The organism is Ferrovibrio sp. GW821-FHT12E11 (genome assembly GCF_058806975.1).
In genome coordinates, this window is sequence record NZ_JBXAQG010000001.1 from 3,070,187 (window position 1) to 3,084,610 (window position 14,424).

At 65.2% G+C, this 14,424-nt stretch carries 15 protein-coding genes; 6 read left to right on the forward strand and 9 right to left on the reverse strand.

The window, feature by feature from the left end; all coding sequences use genetic code 11:
* Positions 1–82: 82 nt before the first annotated feature.
* The 5 genes from AC1ROT_RS15255 to AC1ROT_RS15275 all read right to left on the reverse strand — a co-directional run bounded on the left by AC1ROT_RS15255 (position 83) and on the right by AC1ROT_RS15275 (position 5,433).
* Complete coding sequence (locus AC1ROT_RS15255; protein WP_493000016.1) at positions 83–730, reverse strand: HAD family hydrolase; 648 nt, start codon at positions 728–730, stop codon at positions 83–85.
* 24 nt (positions 731–754) lie between these two features.
* Positions 755–1,708, reverse strand: coding sequence for a protein-methionine-sulfoxide reductase catalytic subunit MsrP (msrP, locus tag AC1ROT_RS15260; protein ID WP_493000018.1), 954 nt, complete (start codon positions 1,706–1,708; stop codon positions 755–757).
* A gap of 107 nt (positions 1,709–1,815) precedes the next feature.
* The gene (locus AC1ROT_RS15265) at positions 1,816–2,295 is read right to left on the reverse strand and encodes a Dps family protein (protein ID WP_341895659.1); all 480 of its coding nucleotides are present in this window, start codon (positions 2,293–2,295) and stop codon (positions 1,816–1,818) included.
* A 167-nt stretch (positions 2,296–2,462) separates the two neighbouring features.
* Positions 2,463–3,569, reverse strand: coding sequence for a bifunctional DNA-binding transcriptional regulator/O6-methylguanine-DNA methyltransferase Ada (gene ada / locus AC1ROT_RS15270; protein ID WP_493000020.1), 1,107 nt, complete (start codon positions 3,567–3,569; stop codon positions 2,463–2,465).
* A 67-nt stretch (positions 3,570–3,636) separates the two neighbouring features.
* A complete protein-coding gene (locus tag AC1ROT_RS15275) occupies positions 3,637–5,433 on the reverse strand; it encodes an acyclic terpene utilization AtuA family protein (protein ID WP_493000021.1) in 1,797 nt (598 codons plus the stop codon).
* A 117-nt stretch (positions 5,434–5,550) separates the two neighbouring features.
* Here AC1ROT_RS15275 and AC1ROT_RS15280 point away from each other — a divergent pair, with 117 nt between their 5' ends.
* From AC1ROT_RS15280 to AC1ROT_RS15290, 3 genes are read left to right on the forward strand one after another with little or no spacing between them, the layout of a single operon-like run.
* Positions 5,551–6,327, forward strand: a complete 777-nt coding sequence (locus AC1ROT_RS15280; protein ID WP_493000022.1) for a double zinc ribbon domain-containing protein — start codon at positions 5,551–5,553, stop codon at positions 6,325–6,327.
* A gap of 51 nt (positions 6,328–6,378) precedes the next feature.
* Positions 6,379–6,636 (forward strand): glutaredoxin 3, encoded by a 258-nt coding sequence (gene grxC / locus AC1ROT_RS15285; protein ID WP_492971716.1) that lies wholly within the window; start codon positions 6,379–6,381, stop codon positions 6,634–6,636.
* Between the two features lie 24 nt (positions 6,637–6,660).
* Positions 6,661–7,515, forward strand: coding sequence for a carbon-nitrogen hydrolase family protein (locus AC1ROT_RS15290; RefSeq protein WP_493000023.1), 855 nt, complete (start codon positions 6,661–6,663; stop codon positions 7,513–7,515).
* Here AC1ROT_RS15290 and AC1ROT_RS15295 read toward each other — a convergent pair.
* The 3 genes from AC1ROT_RS15295 to AC1ROT_RS15305 all read right to left on the reverse strand — a co-directional run bounded on the left by AC1ROT_RS15295 (position 7,473) and on the right by AC1ROT_RS15305 (position 9,432).
* Positions 7,473–8,303: an inositol monophosphatase family protein gene (locus AC1ROT_RS15295; protein WP_493000024.1), complete on the reverse strand. Its 831-nt coding sequence runs from the start codon at positions 8,301–8,303 to the stop codon at positions 7,473–7,475. The genes AC1ROT_RS15290 and AC1ROT_RS15295 overlap by 43 nt on opposite strands.
* Before the next feature lie 74 nt (positions 8,304–8,377).
* Positions 8,378–8,932 carry a GNAT family N-acetyltransferase gene (locus AC1ROT_RS15300; RefSeq protein WP_492971713.1) on the reverse strand — a complete coding sequence of 185 codons (555 nt, stop codon included), beginning with the start codon at positions 8,930–8,932 and terminating at the stop codon, positions 8,378–8,380.
* The gene (locus tag AC1ROT_RS15305) at positions 8,932–9,432 is read right to left on the reverse strand and encodes a class I SAM-dependent methyltransferase (RefSeq protein ID WP_493000025.1); all 501 of its coding nucleotides are present in this window, start codon (positions 9,430–9,432) and stop codon (positions 8,932–8,934) included. The genes AC1ROT_RS15300 and AC1ROT_RS15305 overlap by 1 nt, the downstream gene beginning before the upstream one ends.
* A 109-nt stretch (positions 9,433–9,541) precedes the next feature.
* Between AC1ROT_RS15305 and AC1ROT_RS15310 the strand changes: the two genes are divergently transcribed.
* A complete protein-coding gene (locus tag AC1ROT_RS15310) occupies positions 9,542–9,961 on the forward strand; it encodes a DUF1178 family protein (protein ID WP_492971711.1) in 420 nt (139 codons plus the stop codon).
* Here the strand turns inward: AC1ROT_RS15310 and ubiG are convergent.
* A complete protein-coding gene (ubiG, locus tag AC1ROT_RS15315) occupies positions 9,958–10,701 on the reverse strand; it encodes a bifunctional 2-polyprenyl-6-hydroxyphenol methylase/3-demethylubiquinol 3-O-methyltransferase UbiG (RefSeq protein ID WP_493000026.1) in 744 nt (247 codons plus the stop codon). The genes AC1ROT_RS15310 and ubiG overlap by 4 nt on opposite strands.
* Positions 10,702–10,853: 152 nt before the next feature.
* Between ubiG and AC1ROT_RS15320 the strand changes: the two genes are divergently transcribed.
* Together AC1ROT_RS15320 and ptsP are read left to right on the forward strand one after the other, a co-directional pair.
* On the forward strand, positions 10,854–12,074 hold the full coding sequence (locus AC1ROT_RS15320) for an aspartate kinase (RefSeq protein ID WP_492971709.1): 1,221 nt from the start codon (positions 10,854–10,856) through the stop codon (positions 12,072–12,074).
* A gap of 69 nt (positions 12,075–12,143) precedes the next feature.
* On the forward strand, positions 12,144–14,417 hold the full coding sequence (gene ptsP / locus AC1ROT_RS15325) for a phosphoenolpyruvate--protein phosphotransferase (RefSeq protein ID WP_492971708.1): 2,274 nt from the start codon (positions 12,144–12,146) through the stop codon (positions 14,415–14,417).
* The last annotated feature ends 7 nt before the right edge of the window (positions 14,418–14,424 follow it).

Here is a 14,424-nt window from a genome sequence, read left to right on the forward strand (position 1 = left end):
TCCGGCCGTCCGCGCGTCTCGCGCGGAGCCTCCCTGTTAAGACTTTGCCGGCCTGTAACCCAGGCCGGCTTTTTTTTTGCCTTCAGGCGGCCAGCAGGGCGGGGAGGTCTTTCATGTCGCGGAAGATGCGGCAGCCCATGGCGGCGAAAGCCGCGTCATCGCCATCGGGGCGATAGGCATAGACCGTCATGCCGGCGCGGATGCCAGCGGTGGCGCCCGGCAGGCTGTCCTCGATGGCGGCGCAGCGCGTCGGCGCATGGCCCATCTGCTCGGCTGCATAGAGATAGACATCGGGCGCCGGCTTGGGCGCGGCCACATGATGCACGCTGAACAGGTCGCTGCCGAAATGCGCTGTCAGGCCGGTCAGCGCCAGGCTGAAGGCGATCTTTTCCGGTGACGAAGACGAGGCGACGCATTTGGGCTGGCGCAGTTGCGGCAGCATCTCGGGCACGCCGGGGATCGGGACCAGGCTCTCGCGATAGCTGGCATAGGTGGCGTCTTTGAGCCGGGCGGTGAAATCCTCTGGCACCGGTGCCAGGCCATAGACGTCATAGGCCAGGGCCAGACAGTTGCGCACGGTGAGGCCGGTGAAATCGCGGGTGACACGCGCCAGATCGAAAGCACTGTCGAGGCCGAGTGTCACGAGCTGGTCATAAAAGACGCGGTTGGCCAGCGTTTCGGAATCCACCAGCGTGCCGTCGAGATCGAAGATGATCAGGTCATGGGTCATCCGTTATGGATAACCCATGCGCTTTTACATGAACAGCTTCTCGCTCGCCGGCACGTTCTTGTAAAGGTCGGCGACGAAATCGCCATAACCATTATACAGCAGGGTTGGCACGCGCTTGCCGGTGCCGATCAGCTCTTCGCTGGCCTGGCTCCAGCGCGGATGCGCCACCATTGGATTGACGTTGGCCCAGAAGCCGTATTCGCTCGGACCCATCGCTTCCCAGAAGGTCTTCGGGCGCTGGTCGGTGAAGGTGAAGCGCACGATGGATTTCACCGACTTGAAGCCGTATTTCCACGGCAGCGCCAGACGCAGCGGCGCGCCCATCTGCTTGGGGATCGGCTTGCCATAGACGCCGGTGGCGATATAGGCGAGCTCGTTATTGGCTTCCTCGATGGTCACGGCCTCGACATAGGGCCAGGGATACCAGAACTGCTTCTGGCCGCTGGCTTCCTGCGGGCGCGAGAAGGTTTCCATCTTGAGGTATTTCGCACCGGAGGTGGGCTGGGCGAAATCGACCAGGGCTTTCAGCGGGAAGCCGCTCCACGGCACGGCCATGCCCCAGGCCTCGACGCAGCGGTGGCGATAGAGCCGCTCGTCCACCGGCATCTTGCGGATCAGCTCTTCCGCATCGATGGTGATCTCCTTGGCCACCATGCCGTCGATCTTCACCTGCCAGGGCTTGAGCGTCAGTGCCTGAGCTGCCTTGACGATGTTCTTGCTGGTGCCGAATTCGTAGAAGTTGTTATAGGTGGTGGCGATCTTTTCCTCGGTGATCTCGCGGTCGAGCTTGTAAGTATCGATCCGCTTGGCCGGATACAGCTCGGTGGCGGTTTCCGCCCGTGCCGATTTCAGACCGGTGGCGCCGATCAGGCCGGCCGCACCCAGGCCCAGCAACAGCTTGCGGCGGTCGAAGAACAGCTCTTCCGGCGTGGCCATCGATTCCGGCAGTTCCCAGCCACGACGTCGCTTGATCAGCATAATCCCTACTCCGCAAAAGAAAGGCGCCCGGTGATGACCTTAAGCTAGCGGGTCATCGGCCGGGCGCCAATCAAGCTTCGGTGAAGCCGTGCGTGAAAATGCCGCGCTTACTTCTTTTCCAGCAGGCTGCGCAGCATCCAGGCGGTCTTCTCATGGATCTGCATGCGCTGGGTCAGCAGGTCGGCGGTCGGCTCGTCGGACGACTTGTCGACCACCGGGAACAGCGCGCGCGCCGTCTTGCTCACCGCTTCGTTGCCCTTGACCAGGTCCTTGATCATGTCCTGCGCACCCGGCACGCCGGTCTCTTCCTTGATGGACGAGAGCTTGGCGTATTGCGCATAGGAGCCCGGCGCGTAATGACCGAGCGCGCGGATGCGTTCGGCGATCAGGTCCACGGCCAGCGCCAGTTCGGTGTATTGCAGCTCGAACATGGTGTGCAGGGTCTGGAACATCGGGCCTTCGACATTCCAGTGATAGTTGTGGGTCTTCAGGTAGAGCGTGTAGGTGTCGGCCAGCAGGCGCGACAGGCCATCGGCGATTTTTTTGCGTTCCTTTTCGGCAATGCCGATGTCGACTGCGACAGCCATGGGGGCAACTCCTTCTTGGTTTTCCGGACTTCAGGCGATGAATTTAGAGCTATTCCAACCAACTGCAAGGTGCCGGTCATGCGATGACGGCATGGCCGGAAAGCAGCCCGGACAAGGATATACCCCCCAAATATTTCGGCCAGTTATACATAGGCGTTGGTCCCGGCCTATTCGGCCGGTTCCAGTTCGACGCCTTCAGTGCTGAGCAGCTTTTCCTTGCGGTCGAGCCCCCAGCGATAGCCGCCCAGGCTGCCATCGCTGCGCAGCGCCCGGTGGCATGGCACCAGCACGCCGAGGATATTGTTGCCGCAGGCTGAACCCACCGCGCGCGAGGCCTTGGGATTGCCCAGCGCCACGGCGATCTGCTGGTAGCTGCGGGTCTCGCCGGCGGGGATCGCCTGCAGGGCGGTCCAGACGCGGATCTGGAACGGCGTGCCGCGCAGATCCAGCTGCAGGTTTTTCGGTGCCGGCTTGCCGGCCAGCATGGCGGCCAGCGCGGCAAAGGCGCCGCTGCCGGCTTTTTCATTGCGGCGAATCGCGGCGGCAGGAAATTCGCCGCGCAGTTCGGCCAGCATGGCTTTTTCATTCTGGCCGAACAGCAGGGCGGCGATGCCGCGCGGACTTTCCGCCACCAGGGTCAAACCCATTTCGGTGCGGCGGACCGCGACCTCCAGTGTGAGGCCTTCACCGCCGCGGCGGTAATCGGCCGGAGTCATGCCCAGCCAGCGGTCGGCTTTTTCATAGACGCGACTGGCGGCGCCGAAACCGGCGCCATAGATCGCATCGGTCACGCCATTGCCGCGGCGCAGTTCCTGCTTGAAGTTGGCCACGCGCTGGGCTTCGGCATAGGCCCGCGGACTGAGGCCATAGGCTGCCGCGAAGCGGCGCTGCAGATGCGTGGCGCCCATATGCGCCGTCTTGGCCAGTTCGGCGAGCGTCGGGGTCGGGTCGCCGGCGGCCAGACGGCGGTCGATCAGGGCGCGGGCGCGTTCCAGCCGCGCATCGGCGGCGGGCGCCTGGCCAGCAATGTAATTTTCTGGGCGGCAGCGCTTGCAGGGCCGGAAGCCGACGGTCTCCGCCTGTTCGGCGCTGGCGAAGATGCGCACATTCTCCGGCTTCGGCGTCCGGCTGACGCAGGAGGGCCGGCAGAAGATTTTGGTGCTGGTGACGCCATAGAAGAACCGGCCATCGGCCGATGCATCGTTGCTGCGGATGGCGGCGTATTCCGTTTCGGTTGGCAGTCTTTGGTTTGGCAGTCGCTGTGTCTGTGTCATGCCAGCAAAATAGGGCGGCGGCCCGGCCGCCACTATCCGCCTTTTGCGCAGCTATTCCAGTCCCGGATCACGCGATTCCCCAGGCTGCCGGCACCGGAACCGGGAAATCCAGCAGCATCTGGGCATAGGCCTTGCCCTGCGGATCGTTGCGCAAGGACGCGATGCCGCCGCCGCCGAGCGCGCCCTGCAGCAGGAAATTCAGGCCATGGATGCCGGGCAGGTCGAAGCGCTGCACCGGGCCTGTCACCAGATGGCGGAAATGCGAGGCCACCGCCTGTTCGGTAAGGGCGGCGCGGATCGCGGGCAGGTATTCCGGCTTGCGGGCGATGATGCCGATATTGCTGTTGTCGCCCTTGTCGCCCGAACGGGCAAAGGCCAGCCGGATCAACGGCACCGTCTTGCGCGCACCAGCCGGCAGTTCGGCGATCTGCGGTTTGGCGGCCGGCGGACCATCTGTGCTGCCGGCGATTGCGGGCAGAGTGAGCGGATGCGCGGTGCCGTCGGCATCCAGCGCAACGGTCAGAGTGTTTTTCGGGATGAAGCAGGAGAACAGCTTCACCACCGGCTGCGGGCTCGGCCGGCCGCCGAAGAACCCGGTGGTGCCGGGCGAGAAGGAACTGCCGGCTGGCGCGATCTCGCGGGCGAAGATATCGAGCGCGGCTTTTTCCGCATGGCTGACCGCCAGCTTCATCACCACTTCGCGTGAAGCCTGCGCGCCGGCATTCGCATGGGGACCATACATGGCTTCGGCGCCGAGGATTTCGGTTTCTGTGGCGCGGTAGTCGCCGAGATTGAGCTGGGTGAAGATGCGGCGCGTGCGTTTCAGGATCGCCTCGGCCGTGCGTTCGGCCTTGGCGCGCGCCTCGATGCCGCCGATGGTGATATGGGCCACGGCGCGGAAGCCGTCCATGTAGGTGGCCGAAACCTTGTACTTGTCGGATGGCGGACGGCCTTTGGCATTTGAGACGCGCACGCGGTTTTCGCCCACCTGTTCGACTGTCACGGCGGTGAAGTCGCAGGTCACGTCCGGCAGGATATAGGCGGCCGGATCGCCGATCTCGTAGACCAGTTGCTCGGCCACGGTGCCGACCGTGACCAGGCCGCCGGTACCGGGCGGCTTGGTGATGATAAAGCTGCCGTCTTCGGAAATCTCGGCGATGGGATAGCCGATGTTGTCCCAGTCCGGCACCTCGCGCCAATCGGTGAACAGGCCGCCGGTGGCCTGCGCGCCGCATTCGATGATATGGCCGGCGAGGCTGCCGGCCGAGAGGCGGTTGAAATCCTTCAGGTCCCAGCCGAATTCATGCAGCAGCGGGCCGAGACACAGCGCTGAGTCGACGCAGCGGCCGGTGACCACGATATCGGCGCCGTCCTTCAGCGCGGCGGCAATCGGCACCGCGCCCAGATAGGCATTGGCCGACATGAACCGCTCGGGCGGCTGTGCGCCGGGCTGCATGGGTTCCAGCATGGGTTTGAGTCTGGCCAGCTCGGGCATCAGGTCGTCGCCCAGCACGACGCCGACCTTCAGCGACAGGCTGGCCTCGGCGACCAGCGCGCGGATGGCGGCGGCGCAGGCGGCGGGATTCACGCCGCCGGCATTGGCCACCACCTTCACCTTGCGCCGCGCCAGTTCTGGCAGCAGGCGCTTCATGGTGACCGTGACGAAATCGGTGGCGTAGCCCTGCAGCGGGTCTTTCGCCCGCATGCGCGCCATGATCGACATGGTGATCTCGGCCAGGTAGTCGAAGATCAGGTAATCGACCTCACCCTGGAACAGCAGTTGCGGCGCGCCCACCATGCTGTCGCCCCAGAAGGCCGATGCGCCGCCGATGCGGATTGTCCTGCTGCTGCCCTTGGCGCTCATACTGTCGTTTCCTCTGGTCTGCTTTTCTGCCACCATAACCGAGGCCGGCAGCCGCCGTCATGCGTCCTTATGCCTTTCGGGCGGCCTGCCGTTGCGTCATGCGAGGTGCAAGCCGGTATGCTGCAGAGCGAAGACTCCATCCTGCCCCTGCGCGCCCTGCGCCGGGTCTGGCGCAGCAGCGTTGATCTGCTGCTACCGCCGCAATGCATGCTCTGCACGACAACGGTGGATCAGCCCGGACGTCTGTGCCCACAATGCTGGCCTGAAGTCGGGTTCATTGCCCAGCCTTGCTGTCCGCGCTGCGGTATCCCTTACGCGATGCCGGTGCCCGATGGCCTGGTCTGTGCCGCCTGCCTGCAGCGCGAGCCGCGCTTCGACCGGGCGCGCGCGGTGTTTGCCTATGGCGGTGGCGGCCGCGACCTGGTGCTGCGCTTCAAGCGCGGCGACCGCACCGATCTGGCGCCGGGCCTGGCGGCCTTGATGCAGACCGCCGGCGCGGCGCTTCTGGCCGACTGCGACCTGATCCTGCCGGTGCCGCTGCATCGCTGGCGGCTGTGGCGGCGGCGCTTCAACCAGTCGGGCCTGCTGGCGCAGCAGCTCGGGCGGCTGAGCGGCAAGCCGGCCCGCCTCGATCTGCTGGAGCGCCCGAAGCCGACCCGCAGCTTAGGGAGGCTGAACCGGACCGAGCGCCGCCGGACGCTGGCCGGGGCGATCCGGCTGGCCCCCGATGCCAGGGATGAAATTCATGGAAAACGCCTGCTGCTGATCGACGATGTGTTCACCACCGGTGCCACGGTTTCGGCCTGCTGCCGGATTTTGCGGCAGGGCGGGGCAGCGGCGGTCGATGTCCTGACGCTGGCCCGGGTTGTTCGGGCCGAGCAGGGCACCATATAATCCCCGTCAATAATTCCTGGCAGAAGCTGAGGGGCTTCCAACGAGGACGTCATGGCCGATATCGTGATTTACACCACTTTCATGTGCCCCTATTGCGCGCGCGCCAAGGCGCTGCTCGACAGGAAGGGTCAGACCTATAACGAGATCGACGTCACCTACGATGCGGCGACGCGCGAGGAGATGACGAAAAAGGCCGGCGGTGTGCGCACGGTGCCGCAGATATGGATCAACGGCCAGCATGTCGGTGGCAGTGACGACCTGCATGCGCTGGACCGCGCCGGCAAGCTCGATCCGCTGCTGGCGGCCTAAACGGAAAGAAAACGGGGCAGGGCGATGGCGCAGAAAGTGAAGATCGGTCTGGTGCAGCCCAATATCTGGGACGACATGGCCGCCAATATCGCCCATGTCTCCGCTCTGGTGCGCAAGGCCAGGGACGGCGGCGCCGAGTTCATCGCCACGCCGGAGAATTCCGGCTTCATGGGTCTGAACGCGGCGGCCAGCGTGGCGGCCGGACGGCCGGAAGACAGCCATCCGGCGCTGCTGGCGTTTCAGGCGCTGGCGAAAGAGCTGAATGTCCGCCTGCTGGTCGGCTCGCTCGCCATCAAGCCTGAAGGCGCCAACCGCAACTTCAACCGCTCGTATCTGCTCAATCCCGATGGCGGCATCGCCGCGCGCTACGACAAGATCCATCTCTTCGATGTCGATCTGCCGTCGGGCGAAACCTATCGCGAGAGCAACTCGATCGCGCCCGGTGCCGATGGCATCGTGGTGCCGGTGCCGTTCGGCACGCTCGGCATGTCGGTCTGCTACGACCTGCGGTTCCCAGGCCTGTATCGCGGCCTGGCCCAGGCCGGCGCCGATGTGATCTCGATCCCGGCCGCCTTCACCCGCACCACCGGCAAGGCGCACTGGCATGTGCTGATGCGCGCGCGCGCCATCGAGACCGGCGCCTTCGTGGTCGCGCCGGCGATGTGGGGCGACCATCCGGGCAACCGCCAGACCTATGGCCATTCGCTGGTGGTCGATCCCTGGGGTCGCGTGCTGGCCGATATGGGCGAGGGCGTTGGCGCCACGGTGGTGGAGATCGATCTGGCCGAAGTGGCCAAGGCGCGGGCACAGATTCCGGCCTGGAATCACGATCCGGTTTACGCCCTGCCGACGCGCCTTTCGGGCCGCGCCGCCGAATAGACCGGCAGCGACACGTTCATTGCCGCAGAGAATGGCGCCCAGAGTGCCGGCGTCAGCGCCAGCACCGGCTCGGCCTTGGTCTCGCCGTTGAAATCGTAGTCGTTGGTGATGCCGCCGGCTTCGCGCACCAGCAGCAGGCCGGCCAGCGCGTCCCAGGGCTTCATGCGCGCTTCGTAGAAGCCGTCCAGCGCACCCTCGGCGGCCAGGGCCATCAGCAGCAGGCCGCTGCCCAGCCGGCGATACTGGCAATGGGCGCGCAGCAGGTTGTCGATGATGCCGGCATGCACATCGGCCGGTTCGCCATGGCCATAGCCGATGCCGAGGCAGGCGCGTTCGATCTGCTGGGTGTCGCTCACCATGATCGGCTGACCGTTGCAGAAGGCGCCATGGCCGCGCCGCGCCGTATACAGGCGATCACCGATCACGTCGTAGATCAGCCCAAGCTCCAGATTGCCACCCGCCACCAGCGCGATGGCGATGCACCAGTAAGGCAGGCCGCGCACGTAATTCGCCGTGCCGTCGATGGGATCGATCACCCAGAGCGCATCGATCTCGCCGCCGCGTTTGCCGCGCTCTTCGCCCAGAATGCCGTCATGCGGGAATTTGCTGAGCAGCCGCGAGGTGATCAGGTCCTCGGTTTCGGAATCCGCCTGGCTGACGAAATCCTGCACGCCCTTCAGCTTGATCACCAGATCCTTGCGGTTGTCGTAAAAGCCGCGCGCCAGCTTTCCGGCTTCGCGGATCACCTGCGTTGCATGCTGCAGTCTTTGCCCGATATCGATGGTCATGGCGCAAACGGTTTCTGTTGTTCGCGGCGATGCTACGCCTCGCAGCGACGCGGCCCAACTGCTTTTTGCAGGGACTACGATTCAGCACTTTCTGTTTGCGTCGCGTTCCAGTCGCTGCGCGGCAGATCGAACCAACTGACCATGCGCTCCCATAACGGCTTCTCGCCGGCATGGACAAAGCCCAGCTTGGTCAGTACGCGCTGCGAACCGCGATTTTCCGGTGCCGTCAGGGCGATCAGGCCCTGCAGCTTGGCAGTCTCGAAAGCGTAAGTAATCACCGCGCGTCCGGCCTCAGTGGCAAGGCCGCGGCCCCAGACGGTCTTGGTGAAAAGATACAGCAGTTCAGTTTGCTCCGCTTCCGGAATCCAGCGCAGGCCGCACTGGCCCAGCAAACGGCCGCTGTCGCGATCGGTGACGGCCCAGACGCCATAGCCGCGGCGGTCCCAATGATCGTTGAAATTGTGGATGTTGCCCTTGGCGCGTTCCTGCGCCTGTTCGCGGGCGAGGCCGCGGCCGGGCAGCATGTGGCGCATCACCTGGTCGTCGGTATAGAAGCGCGCCAGGCCCTGCCAGTCAGAGCCGTGGAACCGGCGCAGGCGCAGGCGCTCGGTTTCAACAGTCTCGCGCATCACAGCTTCACGGCGCAGATGCGCTGGCACAGGCTGTTGGCTCCTTCGCCCTGCTCGAAGGCGCGGATCTCGAACGCATCCTGGCAGAGTCGGATCAGTTCATGGGGCACGAGCAGGAAGTCGGGATTGCTCGGCTTGCCGAAGCGCTCGTTGCCGCGCATGAAGGTCTCGTAGATCAGCAGGCCGCCGGGCTGCACGGCGGCGACCAGATGGCCGAACCGCGGCCGCCAGAGATAGCTGGTCACCACCACGGCGGAAAAATCCTGACCCGACAGCGGCCATGGACCATGCTCGATATCGGCCTCGATCAGGTCGGCGCCAGCGGTATTGCGCAGATCGGCGACGCCGGTGAGATCGCGGTCGAGGAAGGTGACGCGATAGCCGGCGCCCAGGAACAGCCGGCCATGACGGCCGCTGCCGCAGGCAAGGTCGAGCACGCGCCCGCCGGCTGCAACCTGCGGTGCGAATCGCTGCACCCAGTCAGACGGTGCCGGCGCCATCGATGGCCTCCCGGCTGTCTGGCCCCTTGTTGCAGGCCTGTGACTGCCCCATGTATAACCTGTTGCACGCCTTACGAGACATGACCCCCGCCGAATCACCTGCGACAGCATGATCAAGTACGAACTCAAATGCCGCAAGGACCACGTCTTCGAAGCGTGGTTTTATGACAGCGCCACCTACGACACGCAGGCGGAAGCCGGCGAGGTCGTCTGTCCGGTGTGCAACTCGCGCAAGGTGACCAAGGCGCCGATGGCGCCGCGCATCGGCCGCTCCAAGGGCGAGCGCGCCGCCGCCGAAGCCAAGGAAATGGCCGTGGCGATGAAGGCGCTCAGCGAAATCCGCGACCATGTCGAAAAGAACGCCGATTATGTCGGCGAGCAGTTCGCCGAGGAAGCGCGCAAGATGCATTACGGCGAGGCCGACAAGCGCAACATCTACGGCGAGGCCAGCAAGGACGAGGCCAAGGAACTGGTGGAAGAAGGCATCGACGTGGCGATGATTCCCTGGCTGCCGCGCAGCGACGCCTAAGAGTCTTTCGCCGCCACCAGCATGTAATTCACATCCGTGTCGCGGCCGATGCTCCAGCGGTCGGCCAGCGGATCGTAGCTGACGCCGGCCACTTCCTTCAGGCTCAGGCCGGCGTTGCGCAGGCCGCCGGCCAGCTCATGGGGCCGCACGAATTTCTTCCAGTCATGCGTCCCGCGCGGCACCCAGCGCAGGATGTATTCGGCCGCCACGATGCCCAGCGCGAAGGATTTCGGCGTGCGGTTCAGCGTGGCGGCGATCAGCAGGCCGCCGGGCTTTACCATCTGGCCGCAGGCGGCGAGGAAGCCGGACAGGTCGGCCACATGCTCCACCACCTCCAGGGCCAGCACCACGTCGAAGCTTTCGCCGGCCGCAGCCAGGTCTTCGGCGCTGGTGCAGCGGTAATCCACCGCCACCCCGGCCTCGGCGGCATGCAGGCTGGCCACCCCGATATTGCGCTCGCCGGCATCGGCGCCGGTGACGGCCGCGCCCAGCCGGGCCATCGGCTCGGAGACCAGGCCGCCGCCGCAGCCGATATCCAGCAGGCGCAGGCCGGCCAGCGGGGCCTCGGCGGCCGTGTCGCGGGCGAAATGGGCGGCGATTCGGTCGCGGATAAAGCCCAGCCGTACCGGGTTGAATTTATGCAGGGGGCGAAACTTGCCGCGCGGGTCCCACCATTCGGCCGCCAGGGCGGAAAAACGTTCGATTTCGGCAGGGTCGATGCTGGCGGCGGTCTGGGTCATCTGGGTCCGGCAAGGTCTGGCAAAAACAGGGAATTTTTACGTTTGGTCGGCTTGCTCCCGGCCGGCCCCGAGAGTATTAAGGTCGCGCCTTTTTACCGGCAAGGTTCCGCCGGTAGCTATCGACAACGTATCGTGAAACGGGATCGAGCGACATGGCGCGCTTGGTGATGAAATTCGGCGGCACTTCGGTCGGTTCGGTGGACCGGATCAAGAATGTCGCGGCCAAAGTGAAACGGGAAGTGGACGCCGGCCACCAGGTGGCTGTGGTGGTCTCTGCCATGTCCGGCGAGACCAACCGGCTGGTCGACCTGTGCAAGCAGATCGACCCGGTCCATGACCAGAAGGAATACGACACCGTGGTGGCGGCCGGCGAGCAGGTCACCACCGGCCTGGTCTCGATCGCCCTGCAGGCGGCCGGGGTGAAGGCCCGGTCCTGGCAGGGCTGGCAGGTGCCGATCCGCACCAACGACATGCATGGCCGGGCCCGGATCGAGGAGATCGACGGGTCCGCGATGCTCAAGGATATGGCCGCCGGCGTTGTGCCGGTGGTGGCGGGCTTCCAGGGCGTCGGCCCCGGCGAGCGCATCGCCACTCTGGGCCGCGGCGGCTCGGATACCTCGGCGGTGGCCCTGGCGGCGGCGCTCAAGGCCGACCGCTGCGATATCTATACCGACGTGGATGGCGTATACACCGCCGATCCGCGGATCGTGAAAAAAGCCCGCAAGCTGGATAAGATCACCTACGAGGAGATGCTGGAGCTGGCCTCGCTGGGTGCCAAGGTGCTGCAGACCCGCTCGGTGGAAATGGCGATGAACCATCGGGTGCGCACCCAGGTTCTGTCGAGTTTCGCCGATGTTGCGGGTACTCTGGTTGTCGATGAGGATGAGATCGTGGAAAAGCAGATCGTTTCCGGCGTGACCTATTCCGCCGACGAAGCCAAGGTGACCCTGATCGGTGTGGCCGATCGTCCGGGGATCGCCGCCGGCATTTTCGGCCCGCTGTCAGATGCCGGCATCAATGTCGACATGATCGTCCAGAATATCTCCGAGGACGGCAAGAAGACCGATATGACCTTCACCATGGGGCGCAGCGATCTCGATCGCGCGGTGACCATCCTGGAGAAGCAGGAAAAGAGCCTGGGCTGGGCCAAGCTGATCCCGGACAAGAACGTGATCAAGGTTTCGGTGGTCGGCGTCGGCATGCGCAGCCATGCGGGCGTGGCTCATATCATGTTCAAGGCGCTGGCCGAGAAGAACATCAATATCCAGGCCATCACCACCTCAGAGATCAAGGTCAGCGTCCTCATCAGCGCCGACTACACCGAGCTTGCGGTGCGCGCCCTGCACACCGCCTTCGGCCTCGACGCCGAATGAAAGCGGGGGGGCAATGCGGGGAGGGCACGCCACACCAGCCTCTCCGGTAACGGTTAGCGGAGACGGGCTGTGACGCCGCCGGGACGCGCATCCGCGCCCGGCCCGCGCGGCCTGCTGCGCCGCCTGCGCGAGGTGATGGCGGAAGCCGGCACCGTCGACGAGCGGCTGGCGCGTGTGGTGCGCAACATCGCCACCAACATGGTGGCGGAAGTCTGCTCGGTCTATCTGTTGCGCAACGATGAACTCGAACTCTACGCCACCGAGGGTCTGAACCCCGACGCCGTGCACAAGACCCGCCTGCATGTGGGCGAGGGTCTGGTTGGCGATATCGCCGCCCATGCGCGCCCGCTGGCGCTGGCGGATGCACAGAACCACCCGCAATTCGCCTACAAGCCGGAAACCGGCGAAGAAATCTATCACTCGCTGCTCGGCGTGCCGCTGCTGCGCGACAACCGCGTGATCGGCGTGCTGGTCGTGCAGAACCAGACGCGCCGGCAATATGCCGATGAAGAAACCGAGGCGCTGGAAACCATTGCCATGGTGCTGGCCGAGATGGTGGCCTCGGGCCAGCTCTCGGGCGGCGAGGATATCGCCGCCACCAACCGCACCTCGACGATGCCCTTCCGCGCCGATGGCCGCGTGCTGTCGGAAGGCCTGGCGCTGGGCGTTGCCGTGCTGCACGAGCCGCGCATCCATGTCGAAAAGACCATGGCCGACGACATCCCGCTCGAGAAGGAGCGGCTGGATGCGGCGGTCGCCTCGATGCGCGACCAGGTCAACCGGATGCTGGAGGCGCCCGACAGCGACATTGTCGGCGAGAGCCGCGACATCCTGGAAACCTACAAGATGTTCGCCCATGACACCGGCTGGCTGTCCAAGCTGCACCAGGCGGTAGAATCAGGCCTGACCGCGGAAGCCGCCGTGCAGCGCGTGCAGGGCGATACGCGCCATCGCATGCAGGCGATCACCGATCCGTACCTGCGCGAGCGCCTGGCCGATCTCGACGATCTGGCCAATCGCCTGCTGCTGCATCTGACCGGCAAACCGCAGCATTCGGCGGCCGAGAACCTGCCTGACAACGCGATCCTGTTCGCGCGCCAGATGGGTCCGGCCGAGCTGCTGGATTACGATCGCCGCAAGCTGCAGGGCGTGGTGCTGGAAGAAGGTTCCAGCGTCAGTCACGTCGCCATCGTCGCGCGTGCATTGTCGATTCCGGTGCTGGGCGGCGTTGCCGGCGTGATCGCCAAAGTCGAGCCCGGCGATACGGTGGTGGTCGATGGCGACCACGCACAGGTCTTCGTGCGTCCCGTTGCCGATGTCGTCAATGCCTTCCACCAGAGCGTCAGCCTGCGCCGCGCCCGACTGGCGAAATACGCCGCCCAGCGCGAGGATCCGCCGGTCACGCGCGACGGCATGCGCGTTGCCATGCTGGTGAATGCCGGCCTGCTCATCGATCTCAATCATCTGGACGAGACCAATGCCGACGGCATCGGGCTCTATCGCACCGAGCTGCAGTTCATGGTGCGGCCGACCCTGCCCAAGGCCGAGGCGCAGACGGCGATTTATCGCCGCGTCATCGAACATGCGGGCGACCGCCCGGTGGTGTTCCGCACGCTCGATATCGGCGGCGACAAGGTGCTGCCCTATCTGGTGAAGCATCCGGAAGAGAATCCGGCGCTCGGCTGGCGCGCCATCCGTCTGGCGCTCGACCGTCCGGCCCTTTTGAAGGTGCAGCTGCGCGCCATGCTGGAAGCTGCCGCCGGCCGCAATCTGCATGTCATGTTCCCGATGATCGCCGAGGTCGACGAATTCCGCCGCGCCCGCCGGCTGCTCGACCGCGAGGTGCAGCGCCTGGTCAATCTGCGCAAGCCGGTGCCGCTGAAGGTGGCTGTCGGCAGCATGCTGGAAGTGCCGGCGCTGGCCTGGCAGTTGAAAGCCCTGCTGCCGCTGGTCGATTTCGTTTCGGTCGGCTCGAACGACCTGATGCAGTTCATGTTCGCCGCCGACCGCGGCAACCCGAAGCTTGCCGATCGCTACGACCCCCTGAGCCCGGCCCTGCTCAGCTTCCTGCACTGGGTGGTGCAGCAGTGCCATGCGGCCAACAAGCCGGTCACCATGTGCGGCGAAATGGGCAGCCGGCCGCTGGAGGCCATGGCCCTGCTGGGCCTGGGCTTCCGCCGCCTGTCCATGCCGGCCAATGCCATCGGCCCGGTCAAGGAAATGCTCCGTAGTCTGGATGTTCCTCTTTTGGCTGATTTTATGTCTAAGCATTACGCCTCGCCGGAACGCAGCATGCGCGCAGCGCTAGAAGAATTTGCCCGGGAAAACGCGGTAATTGTTTGAAATAGCT